The organism is Pengzhenrongella sicca (assembly GCF_017569225.1).
Classification (GTDB): domain Bacteria; phylum Actinomycetota; class Actinomycetes; order Actinomycetales; family Cellulomonadaceae; genus Pengzhenrongella; species Pengzhenrongella sicca.
The window spans coordinates 2,297,684-2,311,830 of record NZ_CP071868.1; the positions used below are offsets into that span (position 1 = coordinate 2,297,684).

Annotated in this window: 14 protein-coding genes; 3 read left to right on the forward strand and 11 right to left on the reverse strand. The window is 73.3% G+C overall.

Annotation, left to right across the window (positions count from 1 at the left end; translation table 11 throughout):
- Positions 1-193 precede the first annotated feature (193 nt).
- The 5 genes from J4E96_RS10475 to J4E96_RS10495 form a co-directional block, all read right to left on the reverse strand.
- On the reverse strand, positions 194-538 hold the full coding sequence (locus J4E96_RS10475) for an RNA polymerase-binding protein RbpA (RefSeq protein WP_227422058.1): 345 nt from the start codon (positions 536-538) through the stop codon (positions 194-196).
- Between the two features lie 331 nt (positions 539-869).
- The gene (locus J4E96_RS10480; RefSeq protein ID WP_227422059.1) at positions 870-1,391 is read right to left on the reverse strand and encodes a hypothetical protein; all 522 of its coding nucleotides are present in this window, start codon (positions 1,389-1,391) and stop codon (positions 870-872) included.
- Between the two features lie 118 nt (positions 1,392-1,509).
- The gene (locus J4E96_RS10485; protein ID WP_227422060.1) at positions 1,510-3,585 is read right to left on the reverse strand and encodes an ABC transporter ATP-binding protein; all 2,076 of its coding nucleotides are present in this window, start codon (positions 3,583-3,585) and stop codon (positions 1,510-1,512) included.
- On the reverse strand, positions 3,582-4,718 hold the full coding sequence (locus J4E96_RS10490) for a carboxylate-amine ligase (RefSeq protein WP_319637669.1): 1,137 nt from the start codon (positions 4,716-4,718) through the stop codon (positions 3,582-3,584). Before J4E96_RS10490 ends, J4E96_RS10485 begins: the two co-directional genes overlap by 4 nt.
- 117 nt (positions 4,719-4,835) lie before the next feature.
- Positions 4,836-5,318, reverse strand: a complete 483-nt coding sequence (locus J4E96_RS10495) for a heme-degrading domain-containing protein (RefSeq protein ID WP_227422061.1) — start codon at positions 5,316-5,318, stop codon at positions 4,836-4,838.
- A 129-nt stretch (positions 5,319-5,447) separates the two neighbouring features.
- Between J4E96_RS10495 and J4E96_RS10500 the strand changes: the two genes are divergently transcribed.
- Complete coding sequence (locus J4E96_RS10500; protein WP_227422062.1) at positions 5,448-5,783, forward strand: hypothetical protein; 336 nt, start codon at positions 5,448-5,450, stop codon at positions 5,781-5,783.
- Positions 5,784-5,790: 7 nt separating this feature from the next.
- Here the strand turns inward: J4E96_RS10500 and J4E96_RS10505 are convergent, their stop codons facing one another.
- Positions 5,791-5,970, reverse strand: a complete 180-nt coding sequence (locus J4E96_RS10505) for a hypothetical protein (RefSeq protein WP_227422063.1) — start codon at positions 5,968-5,970, stop codon at positions 5,791-5,793.
- 186 nt (positions 5,971-6,156) lie between these two features.
- Between J4E96_RS10505 and J4E96_RS10510 the strand changes: the two genes are divergently transcribed.
- Positions 6,157-6,774, forward strand: coding sequence for a PilZ domain-containing protein (locus tag J4E96_RS10510; RefSeq protein WP_227422064.1), 618 nt, complete (start codon positions 6,157-6,159; stop codon positions 6,772-6,774).
- Positions 6,775-6,811: 37 nt separating this feature from the next.
- Here J4E96_RS10510 and J4E96_RS10515 read toward each other — a convergent pair whose 3' ends face one another.
- Both J4E96_RS10515 and J4E96_RS10520 read right to left on the reverse strand, forming a co-directional pair.
- On the reverse strand, positions 6,812-7,474 hold the full coding sequence (locus J4E96_RS10515) for an MBL fold metallo-hydrolase (protein WP_227422065.1): 663 nt from the start codon (positions 7,472-7,474) through the stop codon (positions 6,812-6,814).
- A 95-nt stretch (positions 7,475-7,569) separates the two neighbouring features.
- Positions 7,570-10,968: a pyruvate carboxylase gene (locus J4E96_RS10520; RefSeq protein ID WP_227425728.1), complete on the reverse strand. Its 3,399-nt coding sequence runs from the start codon at positions 10,966-10,968 to the stop codon at positions 7,570-7,572.
- Between the two features lie 97 nt (positions 10,969-11,065).
- Between J4E96_RS10520 and J4E96_RS10525 the strand changes: the two genes are divergently transcribed.
- Positions 11,066-11,836, forward strand: a complete 771-nt coding sequence (locus J4E96_RS10525; RefSeq protein WP_227422066.1) for a ParA family protein — start codon at positions 11,066-11,068, stop codon at positions 11,834-11,836.
- A 57-nt stretch (positions 11,837-11,893) separates the two neighbouring features.
- Here the strand turns inward: J4E96_RS10525 and J4E96_RS10530 are convergent, their stop codons facing one another.
- The 3 genes from J4E96_RS10530 to ftsR form a co-directional block, all read right to left on the reverse strand.
- Positions 11,894-12,475 carry a MerR family transcriptional regulator gene (locus J4E96_RS10530; protein ID WP_319637670.1) on the reverse strand — a complete coding sequence of 194 codons (582 nt, stop codon included), beginning with the start codon at positions 12,473-12,475 and terminating at the stop codon, positions 11,894-11,896.
- A gap of 252 nt (positions 12,476-12,727) precedes the next feature.
- Complete coding sequence (locus tag J4E96_RS10535) at positions 12,728-13,249, reverse strand: bifunctional nuclease family protein (protein ID WP_227422067.1); 522 nt, start codon at positions 13,247-13,249, stop codon at positions 12,728-12,730.
- A 100-nt stretch (positions 13,250-13,349) separates the two neighbouring features.
- A complete protein-coding gene (ftsR, locus tag J4E96_RS10540; protein WP_227422068.1) occupies positions 13,350-14,141 on the reverse strand; it encodes a transcriptional regulator FtsR in 792 nt (263 codons plus the stop codon).
- Positions 14,142-14,147: the final 6 nt, after the last annotated feature.

Genomic DNA, 14,147 nt, shown 5'->3' on the forward strand with positions numbered 1-14,147 from the left:
GAGTCGTCGCGGCGCTAGTCGTCGCGGCGCCGACGCGGGTCGTCCCGTAACGCACACCGTCCGGGGTGCGACGGCCTCTCGGACGTCACACCCCGGACGGTGTGCCGACGTTCTGTGTGAACGGCGGGTCAGGCGCGGGCGCTCAGATGCGAGCCCCCGGTGCCGCTGGACCTGAACTCAGGCCCGGCGGCGATCACGCACTGCGGCGAAGCTTGCCCGCACGGAGCAGATCGAGGCGCTCCTCAAGCAGCTCTTCGAGCTCCTTGACCGTGCGCCGCTCCAGGAGCATGTCCCAGTGCGTGCGCGGCTTCTTCCCAGCCTTGGGCTCGGGCCGTGAGGCGTCGCGCAGGAGCGCTTCCTCACCGCACCGGCACTCCCAGACCAGCGGCACGTCGGCCTCGGTCGAGAAGGGCAGGATGATCGTGTGCCCGTTGGGGCAGTCGTAGTGCGCCCGGAGCCGGGGAGCGAATTCCACGCCCTCTTCCGTCTCCAAGCTATTGGAACCGATGCGCATTCCGCGCAGGGATCGGTTCGCCATCAGGACCTCCGTGGTGCCGTCATTGACTAATGCTCTACCGTGGTGTTCAACGCGCGTAACCTCGCCAGTGTTCCTGGTCGAGGTGAAGGTCCCGTGAAGGCCGGTCGGTGACCGTGGCTCGGGATCCGAGAGGGGCGTCTGCCGCGCACGATGGTGCGCAGCCGGGGCCTTCGTTCCATGGTGACGGGTGCAGGGCAGTAGCCGCAAATCTGTGCGTGTGACGCTCGACTCGTTGCCCATGCCGCGGCGACCGCGGCCAGCCGCTTCCCAGTCGCCGGCTCGTTGCCTTCCCCTCAGGGCGGCGGCCCGCGGCCCACGCCCGGCCGCACGCTCACCTCCGGGGCGTCGGGAGCACGCGGGAGCGGTCTCGGCCGATCGCGACCACCGCCCGCACGGGCACCCCGACCTGGGTCAACGCCTCGACCAATGCGGTCGACCACCCGATCTCGAACGTGCCCCGATCGCCCCCGCCGCGCCGCACGAGCGCGACCGCGACGCTGCCGCCGGGCGCATTTCGGCCGAGGACGATGCGCAGGGTCCGTGCGAGCTGGACGACCAGCGCCCGATCCGCGATCGTCGGGACGTCGCCGATCGGCAGCACGAACGGCGTAGCGCGGCGGTCCCGGTCGAGGAGCAGCACCCAGACCGCGGGCGGGCCACCCCGCTCGGGCCCGACGAGCCTGAGCAGAAGCTCGTGCACCTCCTCGTCCGACGCGAGCAGGCTCCCCGGTGGCCCCGGGGCCACCCCGAAACCCTCAAGGTTGTCCTCGAACTCGCCTTCACGGTCGTCCTCGAACTCGTCCTCGAAGTCGTCCTCGAGCTCGTCATCCCAGCTGTCGTCGAAGGTCGTCATCGCCCCACCCTCGCGCCGCGCCGAGGCGGGCGCGCGCCCTCCGCGCCGACCTGTGGACAGCCGCCGCGACCGGGCGGCTGGGGGTGGGTGAGGGTGAGGACCGGGCGAGCCGGGTCGGCTACAGCTCGGGGTGGCCGGGCCGGGAGAGCACGACGCCGTCCGTGAACATCACGCCGTCCGCGAAGCGCGCCTCGACGCGGCCCCCGCCGAACTGCTCGGCGTACAGCCGGGCGTACAGGCCGTCCCGCTCCGCGACGAGCTCGTCGTGGGTGCCACGTTCGACGACGCGGCCCTCGTCCACCACGAAGATGACGTCCGCGTGCCGGATCGTGGACAGGCGGTGCGCGATCGCGAGCGTCGTGCGCGCGGTCATCGCCTGGGCGAGCGCCTGCTGGACGAGGCGCTCGGACGAGGAGTCGAGCGCCGACGTGGCCTCGTCGAGGATGAGGACGCGGGGGTCCTTGAGCAGCACGCGCGCGATCGCGACGCGCTGCTTCTCCCCGCCCGAGAGCCGGTACCCGCGCTCGCCGACAGTCGTGGCGTAGCCGTCCGCGAACCCCACGATCCGGTCGTGGATGTTCGCCGCGCGGCACGCGTCCTCGAGCTCGGCGTCGGTGGCGTCCGGCCGGGCGTAGCGGAGGTTGTCGGCGATCGAGGCGTGGAAGAGGTACGGATCCTGGGTGACCATGCCGACGACGTCGGCCAACGACCCCTGGGTCACGTCCCGCACGTCGAGGCCGTCGATCCGGACCGCGCCCCGGTCCACCTCGTACAACCGGGGGATGAGGTAGCTCAAGGTCGTCTTGCCCGCGCCCGACGGCCCGACGAACGCCGCGAGCTGGCCCGGCTCGACCACGAACGAGGTGTCCCGCACGGCCCACCGCCGCCGCGTCGGCGCCGCCGCGGTGCCGTCCACCCCACGGCCATCCAACGCAGCCGCGCCGTCCCGGTCGGCGGCGGGGCGCGCGACGACACCCCCAAGCCCCGACCCGTGCCCGCCGCCGAGGCCGTACCCGACGCCGACGGCGTTGCCCCCGCCCCGGAAGCGGACCGGCCCCGGGATCGGTGCGGGCGTGCGCAGCAGCGGGGGAGGGGGGTAGGCGAACCAGACGTCCTCGAGTTCGATGCGCCCACGCACGTCGTGGGGGTCGAGCACGGTGGCGCCGGGCCGGTCGGTGATCGCGGGGGACAGGTCGAGGTACTCGAAGATCCGGCGGAACAGCGCGAGCGAGGTCTGGACGTCCAGCGCCACGCGCATCAGCGAGAGCATCGGCATGAGCAGCCGCGCCTGGAGCGTCGAGAACGCCACGAGCGTCCCGGCGGTCAGCATCGCGGCGCCCGCGCCGCCCGAGAGCGTGTACCCGGCGGCCAGGTAGACGAGCGCCGGCGTGATCGCCATGAACGCCGTCACGACCCCGAAGAAGCCCTGGCCCGCCATCGCCTGGCGCACCTGGAGCGTGACCTGCCGGTCGTTCTCGACGCGGTACCGCGCGACCTCGGCGTCGGCCCGGTTGAAGATCTTGGCCAGCAGGATGCCGGAGACGCTCAGCGCCTCCTGGGTGATCGCGGTCATGTCCGACAGCGACTCCTGGGTCGCCCGCGCGATCCGCTGCCGCCGCGCGCCGACCCGCCGCTGCAGCACCACGAACACTGGCATGAGCGCGAGCGCGACGAGGGTCAGCTGCCAGCTGAGCAGCACCATCGCGACGACCGACGCGATCACGGTCACCGAGCTGGACAGGATGGACGACGCCGTCGTGGTCAGGACCGAGCCGACGCCGCCGACGTCGTTGGCCAGGCGCGACTGGATCGAGCCCGTCTTCGTCCCCGTGAAGAACGCAAGCTCCATCCGCTCGAGATGCCCGAACAGCCGCGCGCGCAGGTCGGCCATCGCGAGGTTGCCGACCTTGGTCGTCAGGTACGTCTGGCCGACGCCGATGGCGGAGCTGACCAGGGGGATCGCGATCATCGCGGCAGTCAGTCGGGTCAGCAGCGCGAGGTCGACGCCGGACCCGTCGGTCGGGAACAGCGCGTCGTCGAACACGCGCCGGGTCAGGAACGGGATGACGACGCCGAGCAGCGAGCTGACGAGGATCGCGACGGCGACCAGCACGAGCCGGCCGCGGTACGGCGTCAGCAGCGCGCCGATCCGGCGCAGCAGCGCGGGCGAGGCCGGGACCTCGGGTTCGGTCACGAGAGCGTCCGCTCGCTCGCTCGTCGCACGACGGCGTCGAGGTCGTCGTGCTCGGCGTACCACGCGCGCTGCCGGTCCGCGCCGGTGCCCTGGCGCAGCACCACGTCGAGCCGCGCCTCGACGCGCTCCAGGTCGCCGAAGCCCGCCAGGGCGGGCGCGACGTGCGCGAGCAGCTCGGCGACGACCATCGCCGCCGGGACGGGCAGGCCCGTGCGCGGGCTCAGCAGTTCCCCGCTCAGGCCCGAGCGCGCGGCACGCCAGGACGCGACCCGGAGCTGCTCGGTGCGCACCGCGCCGCGCCCGTCGCGCAAGGCGTCGCGGTCGCCGTCGGCCGCGTGCTCCGTGATTGCCGTCTGCGCCAGGGCACGCACCAGGGCGGCCTGCAGCAACGTGTCCTCGACCTCGAGGCACACGTCCGCGACCCGCACCTCGACCGTGGGGTACCGCGGGGACAGCCGCGCGTCGAAGTAGACCATCCGGTCGTCGACGATCGTGCCGCTGCGCACGAGGTCGGCGACCACCCGCCGGTACGTCGCGCCGTCGCCGAACGGTGGGGTCGCGCCGGCGGTCGGCCAGCGGTTCCAGACCTGCGAGCGGTAGCTGGCGTAGCCGCTGTCGGACCCCTGCCAGAACGGCGAGTTCGAGCTCAGCGCGAGGAGCACGGGCGTCCAGGGCCGCAGGTGGTCGAGCACGACGACGCCCTCGTCGTCGTCGGCGACCTCGACGTGCACGTGGCAGCCGCACGTCAGTTGTTCGCGCGCCACGTGGCCGAAGTCGGCGCCGATCAGCCGCGAGCGGCGGTCCCGGATCACGGTCGACGAGATCACCCCCGGGACGGTCGCGATCGCGGCGACGCGGGCCCCCGCGTGCCGGGCGGAGGCGTCGGCGCGGGACCGGCCCTCGCGGATGCCCGCCGCGAGGGTGTCCAGGTCGGCGCACGGATGGGTCGAGGTCTCGATCTGCTCCTGCTTGAACTCCTTCTCCAGCACGCCGCCCGGGGGCGGGTCCTGCATCCGGGCCGACGGCTCCGGCTCGATCGCGGCCGCGTGCTGGAGCACCGCCGGGGCGACCGAGGCCGGCCGGCCGTCGGGGGAGACCAGCATGAACTCCTCTTCGACCCCGATCGTCCGCACCCCCACAGTCTGCGGTCCGATCGCCGGGATGTCCTGAGAAGCGCGGTGTAGACGCGGGGCAGCCACGTCCCGATCAGCCAGCACGTCCCGTCGGGAGTCCACGCCGCGCCGCCGAGATCAGGCCAGGAAGCTGCGCAGCGCCTCGACCACCAACGCGTGGTCGTCGCGCTGCGCGAGCCCGGAGACGGTCACGACGCCGACGATGCCGACGTCGGCGATGCGGATCGGGAACGCGCCGCCGTGCGCGGCGTAGCGCTGCAACGGCAGGTCGTGCTGCACCGCGAACGTCGTGCCCTTGGCGGCCGCCCGCAGCCCGACGAGGTACGACGACGCCCCGAACCGCTCGACGACCCGAACCTTGCGCTGGACCCACGAGTCGTTGTCGGGCGTCGTCCCGGCCAGCGCGACGTGAAAGAGCTGCTGACCGCCACGCCGGACGTCGATCGTGATCGGCAGGTCCCGGTCGCGCCCGAGCTCAACGAGCACGCAGCCGAGCCGCCAGGCGTCGTCGTTGTCGAACCGCGTGAGCACGAGGTCGCGCTCGTGCGCCTCGACCTCGGCGATGGTCTCGAGCAGACGGGGGTCAGGGTCGACGCTCATGCGGCCGATCCTAGACCGAGGTTCAGCCTCGTTCAGTAACGCCGATAATGTACATTATGTCAATCCACCGGAAATCCGGGGGTCCGCACACCGTTTCGATCGCCACGTTATCCGTGGCAAAGTCATTGCATGCCTGCATCGACGCCTGCCGAGTCCCCCGAGCCCTCCGAGTCGCCGGAATCCACCGAGACGACAGAGTCTGTCGAGTCGACGGACACGCCAGAGACGACAGAGCCTGCCGAGGAACCCGCGATCCGGGCGCAGGACCGCTGGTGGTGGTCACCGACGATGAGCCTCGTCGCCGGCGCCGTCGTCATCGGATTCCAGGGCGATTCGATCTTCGGGCCGGACGGGATCTTCCTCAACCGGCTGGTCGCCGCCATCGGCCTCGTCGTGGCCGTCTCCGGGCTGGTCCGCCTGGTGCGCGCGTTCCGCTCGCACCAGGAGTCGACGCGAGCGTCCTAGTCGCTGCCTAGGCGCCGGCCGCCCCGCGCGGCTCGTCGTCCCCCGTCGACTCCCCCGCGCCGAGCTCCGCCGGGTCAGACCCCGCGGCGGCGCGCAGCGCATCGGCGATCTCCTCCTCGGGTCGGGGCGGGATCGTCTCGTCGTACTCGAGGTTCGCGACGTCGTCGTGGGCGGGCTGATCGGACACGGCAGGTTCCCTTCGCTGCGGAACCTTCACCGTAGGTCGCCGCAGGTGGCCGCACCAGTCGGCCAACCGAGTGCACTCGTGGGTGAGAAGTGCAGCTGTCGGCCCGGATCGCGCACGCGGGCCCCTCGCGCTCGTAGGCTGAGCTCTCCAGACAGTGCACGGCGAGACTCAGGTGGTGCTCCAGGCGTGATCGAAGGTAGCCCGAGCGTCGTGATCATCGGCGAGACCGAGGTCGCCCGCGGCGAGATCAGCGTCGACGCCGGGCGGTCGCTCAGCATCCGCATCGACGAGATCCTCGGCGAGCTCCCGGTCGAGGGCGACGAGGCCGTCGTGCGCACCTTCGAGGCGATCCGGGGGCGCCGCGAGTACGTCGTCACCGTCGACGCGGTCAGGCCCGGGCTCATGATCGTCACCGACATCGAGCTGATCTCCGCATTCCAGGAGCGCGCGATCGTGCGCGTGCCGACGGACCTGCACGTGAGCCTGACGTACGAGTTCGAGGGGGACGAGATCCGCGAGACCGGCACGGCCATCCCCGCAATCATCATCGACCTCAGCGCGACCGGCCTGCGGCTGTTCTGCACACGCCCCCTCGACGACTACTACCGCTTCGGGTTCGATCTCGCGACGGACTTCGACCAGTTCACGCTCGTCGCCGAGTCGCTGCGACGCGAGGACGTCCCGCGCGGCTACCTCCACGGCTGCCGGCTGATCGGCACGTCCCAGCGGGAGGCGGACGCTCTGCACCGCTACGTGCTCAGCGCGCAGATCGCGCAGCGCCGCCGGACCAACGAGTTCGACTGACCCGCTCGAGGACCCGGCCCGGCCGATCCCGGCTCGGCTACAGAGCGACCGGCTCGCCGTCGGCAGGGCGCCGGTACCGCGCTACCCCGAGCCCGACCCCGGCCGGTCCGAGCAGGCGGTCGATCAGCGTGACGCCGGCCGGCGAGCACACCGCGTCGTGGATCGGCACCGCGACGGCCGGCGCGACCGCGCGCACGTAGTCGATGGCGTCCGCCAGCAGCAGCCACGGGCCCGCGACCGGCACGAGCAGCACGTCGACCGCGCGCGGCACGACGGTCAGCGAGTCCCCCGGGTGCAGCACCGACCGTCCCTCGGCGCTGACCAGGTACGCGACGTTCGCGATGCGGGGCACGTCCGGGTGCACGACGGCGTGCAGCTCACCGAACACCTCGACCGCGAACCCGGCGACCTCGAACGCGTCGCCCGGGTGCGCCTCGTGCACGCGGGCGCTCAGCGCGGGCGCGCCGTCGAGGAGGGCCGCGACGACGGCCGCGGGCGCCCACGCCTCGAGCGCCGGGTCGGCGACGAGCGCCGCGCGCAGGTCGGCCACCACGACGTGGTCGGGGTGCTCGTGCGTGACCAGCACCGCGTCCGCGCCGTCGGTCGCGCCCGGAAGGCTGTAGGCGCCGGGGTCGAGCACGAGGCGGGCGTCGTCGGAGTCGAGGCGCACGCACGCGTGCCCCAGTCGCGTCAGGTCCATGCCAGCAGCCTGCCACGTCGGCCCGGGGCGCGCCGGGAGTGCCGGGAGTGCCGGCCGGCGGTCGCGTCTCGTCGGCCGCCGGCCGGCCGCGCCGGTCAGGCGACGACGAGCACCAGGTCGCCGCCCTCGAGCTGCTGCACGGCGCCGATGGCGAGCCGGCGCACGAGGCCCGCGACCGGCGTCGTGATCGCGGCCTCCATCTTCATCGCCTCGACGGTCGCGACGGTCTGGCCCGCGGTGACCCGCTGCCCCTCCTGCACGACCGGCGTGACCGCGCCCGCGAACGGCGCCGCGATGTGGCCGGGCTGCCCCGGGTCGGCCTTCTCGGAGCTGGCGACGTCGGACTCGACGCCGAGGTCGCGCACCTGCAGCGGCCGGAGCTGGCCGTTGAGCGTGAACATCGCGCTGCGCATGCCGCGCTCGTCGGGTGTCCCGACCGCCTCGAGGCCCACCAACAGGCGGACCCCCTTCTCGAGGACGATCTCGACCTCTCCCCCGGGCTCCAGGCCGTACAGGTAGCTGCGCGTGTCCAGCACCGAGATGTCGCCATGGGCGGCGCGGGACGCCTCGAGCTCCTTGGTCGGGCCCGGGAACAGCAGGTGGTTGAGCCGGTCGCGGCGCGTCGCGGAGTCCGCGCCGAGGTCGTGCTTGTCCTCCTCGGTGAGCTCGGCCACCGACGTCCGCCGCGTGCGGCCCGCCAGCGCGCGCGTGCGGAACGGTTCGGGCCAGCCACCCGGGGGGTCGCCGAGCTCGCCGGACAGGAATCCGATCACCGAGTCCGGGATGTCGAAGTCCTGCGGCCGCTCGGCGAAGTCGGCCGGGTCGGCGCCGCGCGCCACCAGGTGCAGGGCCAGGTCACCGACGACCTTCGAGGACGGCGTGACCTTCACGAGGTGCCCGAGGATGCGGTCGGCGGCCGCGTAGGTCGACTCGATCGCCTCGAACCGGTCCCCCAGCCCGAGCGAGATGGCCTGCTGGCGCAGGTTGGACAGCTGGCCGCCCGGGATCTCGTGGTCGTAGACCCGACCGGTCGGCCCGGGCAGGCCGGACTCGAACGGCGCGTACAGCCGGCGCACGGCCTCCCAGTACGGCTCGAGGTCGCAGACCGACCGCAGGCTCAGGCCCGTGTCGCGGCCCGTGAACTCGAGCGCGGCGACGAGGGCCGACATCGGCGGCTGGCTGGTCGTGCCGGCCATCGGCGCGCTCGCCACGTCGACGGCGTCGACGCCCGCCACCGCGGCCGAGAGCAGGGTCGCGAGCTGTCCCCCGGTCGTGTCGTGGGTGTGCAGGTGGACGGGCAGGTCGAACCGGTCGCGCAGCGCTCCGACGAGCCGCCCGGCGGCCGCGGGGCGCAGCAGGCCCGCCATGTCCTTGATCGCGAGGATGTGCGCGCCTGCGGCGACGATCCGGTCCGCGAGGCGCAGGTAGTAGTCGAGCGTGTAGAGGGTCTCGGCCGGGTCGAGGAAGTTGCCCGTGTAGCACAGCGCGACCTCGGCGACGGGCGTGCCGGCCGCGCGGACGGCGTCGATCGCCGGGCGCATCTGGTCGACGTCGTTGAGGGCGTCGAAGATCCGGAAGATGTCGACGCCGGTCGCGGTCGCCTCGCGCACGAACGCGTCGGTCACCTCGACCGGGTACGGCGTGTAGCCGACCGTGTTGCGGCCGCGCAGCAGCATCTGGATCGCGATGTTCGGCAGGGTCTCGCGCAGCGCCGCGAGCCGTTCCCACGGGTCCTCCCCCAGGAAGCGCAGCGCGACGTCGTAGGTCGCCCCGCCCCAGGCCTCCACCGAGAGCAGCTCCGGGGTCAGTCGGGCGACGAGCGGCGCGACCGCGACGAGGTCGTGCGTGCGCACGCGGGTCGCCAGCAACGACTGGTGCGCGTCCCGGAAGGTGGTGTCGGTGACGGCGACGGCGCGCTGGCCCCGCAGGTCGGCCGCGAACGCGTCCGGGCCGAGCGCGAGCAGGCGCTGGCGGCTGCCGTCGGGGACGGCGGCGAACATGTCGAGCGGCGGGAGCTTGAGCCGCGGGTCGACCGAGATCGGCGGCGCGCCGTTCGGCCGGTTCACGGTGACCTCGCCGAGAAAGCCCAGCAGCTTGGTGCCGCGGTCGGCGCTGATGCGCGCCGTGAGCAGCTCGGGCCGCTCGTCGATGAACGAGGTCGTCAGCTCGCCCGCCCGGAACGCGTCGTCGGTCAGGACCGCCTGGAGGAACGCGATGTTGGTGCGCACGCCCCGGATGCGGAACTCCGCCAGCGCGCGGCGCGCGCGCACGATCGCCGTCGGGAAGTCCCGACCGCGGCAGGTGAGCTTCACGAGCATCGAGTCGAAGTGGCCGCTGACCTCGGCGCCGGCGCTGGCCGTCGCGCCGTCGAGCCGCACGCCCGCGCCGCCCGGTGACCGGTAGGCGATGATGCGGCCGGTGTCGGGCCGGAAGCCGTTGGAGGGGTCCTCCGTCGTGATGCGGCACTGCAGCGCGAAGCCGTTGACCCGGATCGTCTCCTGGGTCAGGCCGAGGTCTGCCAGGGTCTCCCCCGCCGCGATCCGCAGCTGCGCGGAGACGAGGTCGACGTCGGTGACCTCCTCCGTCACCGTGTGCTCGACCTGGATGCGCGGGTTCATCTCGATGAAGACGTGCTGGCCGGCCCGCTCCCCCTCGGTCGCGACCAGGAACTCGACGGTGCCGGCGTTCTGGTACCCGATGCTCCGGGCGAACGTCACGGCGTCGCGGTGCAGCGCGGCGCGGACCTCGGGGTCGAGGTTGGGGGCGGGCGCGATCTCGATGACCTTCTGGTGCCGGCGCTGCAGCGAGCAGTCCCGTTCGAACAGGTGGACGACCTCTCCCTGCGCGTCGGCCAGGATCTGGACCTCGATGTGCCGCGGCCGCAGCACGGCCTGCTCGAGGAACATCGTGTCGTCCCCGAACGCGCTCGCCGCCTCGCGCATCGCGGCCGACAGGGCCTCGCGCAGGTCGGCGCTGCGCTCCACGCGGCGCATCCCGCGGCCGCCGCCGCCCGCGACGGCCTTGGCGAACAGGGGGAAGCCGATCGCGTCGGCCGCGGCCAGGAGCTCCTCCAGGTCGGCCGAGGGCGCCGACGAGGCGAGCACCGGGATGCCGGCGGCGCGCGCTGCGGCGATCGCCTGGACCTTGTTGCCCGCGAGCTCGAGCACCTCGGGCGGCGGCCCGACGAACGTGATGCCGGCCTCCTGGCAGGCCCGCGCCAGCGCGGGGTTCTCCGACAGGAAGCCGTAGCCGGGGTAGATCGCGTCCGCGCCAGCGCCGCGCGCGACGCGGATCATCTCGTCGATGTCGAGATAGGCGCGCACCGGGTGACCGGGCTGGCCGATCGGGTACGACTCGTCGGCCTTGAGGCGGTGGACCGAGTTCCGATCCTCGTGCGGGAACACCGCGACCGTGCGCGCCCCCAGCTCATAGGCGGCGCGGAACGCCCGGACGGCGATCTCCGCCCGGTTCGCCACAAGGACCTTCGAGAACACGGGGAACCCCTTTGCTTGGTCGACCGGCGTGATCATCCCACGATCTATGGCCGTGGCGTTCGACGGCTTCACGATGACGTGCCGATATGGTGACCAGGTGTTGGTACTGGGGATCTGCAGCCTCAAGGGTGGAGTGGGCAAGACCTCGGTCACACTGGGGCTGGCCTCGGCGGCCCTGCAGCGCGGGATCCGCACGCTCGTGATCGACCTCGATCCCCAGGCCGACGCGACCATGGCGCTCGCCGCCCAGCGCGCCGACCGCCTCGACGTCGCGACGGTGCTCGACGACCCGCGCGCCTGGAGCGTCGAGCGCTCCATCGGCGCGAGCGGGTGGGCCACGACGGGCCTCGACGTCATGCTCGGGTCGGCGCGGTCGGCCGATCACGACGGTCCCGGCGGCGAGGACCTCGAGCGGCTCGCCTTCGCGCTGTCGTTCGTCGGCGAGTACGACCTCGTGCTCATCGACTGCCCCCCGTCGCTCGGCGGCCTCACCCGGGCGGGCCTGACGGCCGCCGACCGCGCCGTCGTCGTCACCGAGCCCGGACTGTTCGCCGTGATGGCCGTCGGCCGCGCGCTGCGCACCATTGACGAGCTGCGGCGCGGGCCGGCCCGCCGCCTGCAGCCGCTGGGCGTCGTGGTCAACCGCGTGCAGGGCCGCTCGAGCGAGCAGGCGTTCCGGCTCGAGGAGCTGCGCGCGACCTACGGGCCGCTCGTGCTCTCGCCGGAGATCCCAGAGCGCTCGGTGCTGCAGCAGGCGCAGGGGGCGGGCCGCAGCGTGCACTCGTGGCCGGGCAAGCCGGCCGCGGAGCTCGCGCGCGCGTTCGACCTGCTGCTCGACCGCGCGCTGCGCAGCCCGCACACCTCCTAGTTCCGGCTCAGGACCGCCCGCGCAGTGCCACTCCCGCAGTAACGCTCCGCGCGTCGCCTATCCGGCGGAGCGAGCCTGCCGGCGAAGCGCGAGCTCGTCGCGCGCGGCCAGCTTCGGGTCGGCGTCGATCCGTTCGGTCGGCAGCGCGGCGAGGGTTCCCTCGACCTCGCGCCACACCCGGCCGACGGCGATCCCGAACACGCCCTGGCCGCCCTGGACCAGGTCGATGACCTCGTCGGCCGAGGTGCACTCGTAGACCGAGGCCCCGTCGGACATCAGCGTGATCTGGGCGAGGTCGTCGACGCCTCGCTCGCGCAGGTGCGCGACGGCGGTCCGGATCTGCTGGAGCGAGACGCCGGTGTCGAGCAGGCGCTTGACGACCTTGAGCACCAGGATGTCGCGAAAGCTGTACAGCCGCTGCGTGCCGGAGCCCGTCGCGGGCCGGATCGTCGGCTCGACGAGCCCCGTCCGGGCCCAGTAGTCAAGCTGCCGGTAAGTGATCCCGGCGGCGCCGCACGCGGTCGGGCCGCGGTAGCCGGTCGTGGTGTCGAGATCCGGCAGCTCGTCGCCGAAGAGCAGTCCCTGCGCACGCTGTGGGATTCCGCCCGCAGCCTCGAGGGTGTCACCGCTGCCGCTCACGCGTCCTCCAGTTGTCCGTTGCACTCATCCGCCAAGAAGTTCGGCGCTCGTCGCCCGGCCTCGCCGACCCGGGGGGCCGACCGATCACCGAGGTGCTTCGGATGTCAGAGGCAACGCTAGGCCGCGCCGGGGGGGCAGTCAACGACGGCGCGCCGAAAGCGGCCCGGCGTGTCGGCGTTGCGCGTGTCTCACCTTCGACCTGAGGTTGACTGTTGGCCGTCGGGGACCGAGTCGGGTGTGCGCGGCACGTCATCACGGGAGCTCCCGGCCGTGCGGGTTCGGCTCCTCCCCCGTCTCGAAGTCGTCCGGAGACACCTGGTCGAGAAACGTCCGGAACTTCTCGAGCTCGAGCTCGGCGGCCCCGCTGGAGGCCTCGACCCCGGCGACCGCGACGACCTCGGCCGAGCACAGCACCGGGCTTCCCGTCCGCACGGCGAGCGCGATCGCGTCGGACGCCCGGGAGTCGATGCGGGTCCCGGTGGCGAGCACAAGCTCGGCGTGGAACACGCCGTCCGTCAGGGCCGTGATCTCGACGCGCTCGAGCGTGGCCCCGGTCGCGGCGAGCAGGTCGCGGAGCAGGTCGTGCGTCATCGGCCGCGGCGGGACGATGCCCGCCTGGGCGGACGCGATCGCGCTCGCCTCGGTCGGGCCGATGAGGATCGGGACGAGCAGCTCCGCCGCGGGGTCGAGCAGGAGCACCACGATCTCGTCATCGTGCCGGTGCTGGCGCACCCCGATGACCTCGACCGGAACCAGTTCTTCGTCGTCGCCCACAGCACCACGCTACGGCCATTCGAGCCGGCGAGCGCTAGGGAATCTGCCGCCGCCGCTCTCCCCCGCCGACGCGCGCCCGACCGGGCGGCCTCGCGCCGCGTCAGGGCGTGAGCTCGGCGACCCCCGCGCGCACGAGGACGGTGTGCAGCTGGCTGCACAGCTCGCCGACCTCCGCCGCCAGGGTCCCGGCGTGAGCCCGCGAGGACGCCGCGCGCTGGCCCCGCCACGGCGCCACGACCTGGTCGACCAGGTCGACCTGGCGCTCCGCGGCGGTGCGGAAGGCGCGCAGGTGCCGGGCGTCGATGCCGTGCTCGGCCAGCGCCGCCGCGAGGACCACGACGTCGCGGGCCCACAGGTCGAACTGCCCGCGCGGGCCGGGGCGGAGCACCCCGACCTCGACGAGCTCGACGACGAGCTGCTCGTCGACGCCGGCCTCCGCCGCGAGCCCGGCCACCGTCCAGCGGCCGGCGATCGCCGGGGCCTGCCGGACGCCGTCCTGGGTCGCCAGGCGCGCGAACCCGGCGGGCTCGCCCTCGTCGCCGGCGTCGAGCGCATCGAGCTGGGCGCCGATCACCTTGAGCGGCAGGTACCGGTCGCGCTGCTGGCGCAGGACGTACCGCAGCCGCTCGACGTCGGCCGGGCTGTACTGACGGTACCCGGCCGGGGTGCGCACGGGCTGGACGAGTCCCTGCTCCTCGAGGAATCGCAGCTTGGAGTTCGTCACCGCGGGGAACTCGAGCTGCAGCGCCCCGAGCACGTCGGAGATCCGCATCGAGGACCGCCGGGAGAACCCGCGCGGCCACGGCTCGACGACGTGCGGCCGAACGGAGCCGACCGGCTCGGCCGACCCGAGGTCCAGGTCTGCCCGCAGGGAGCGGCGGGGCCCGGTCACCGACGC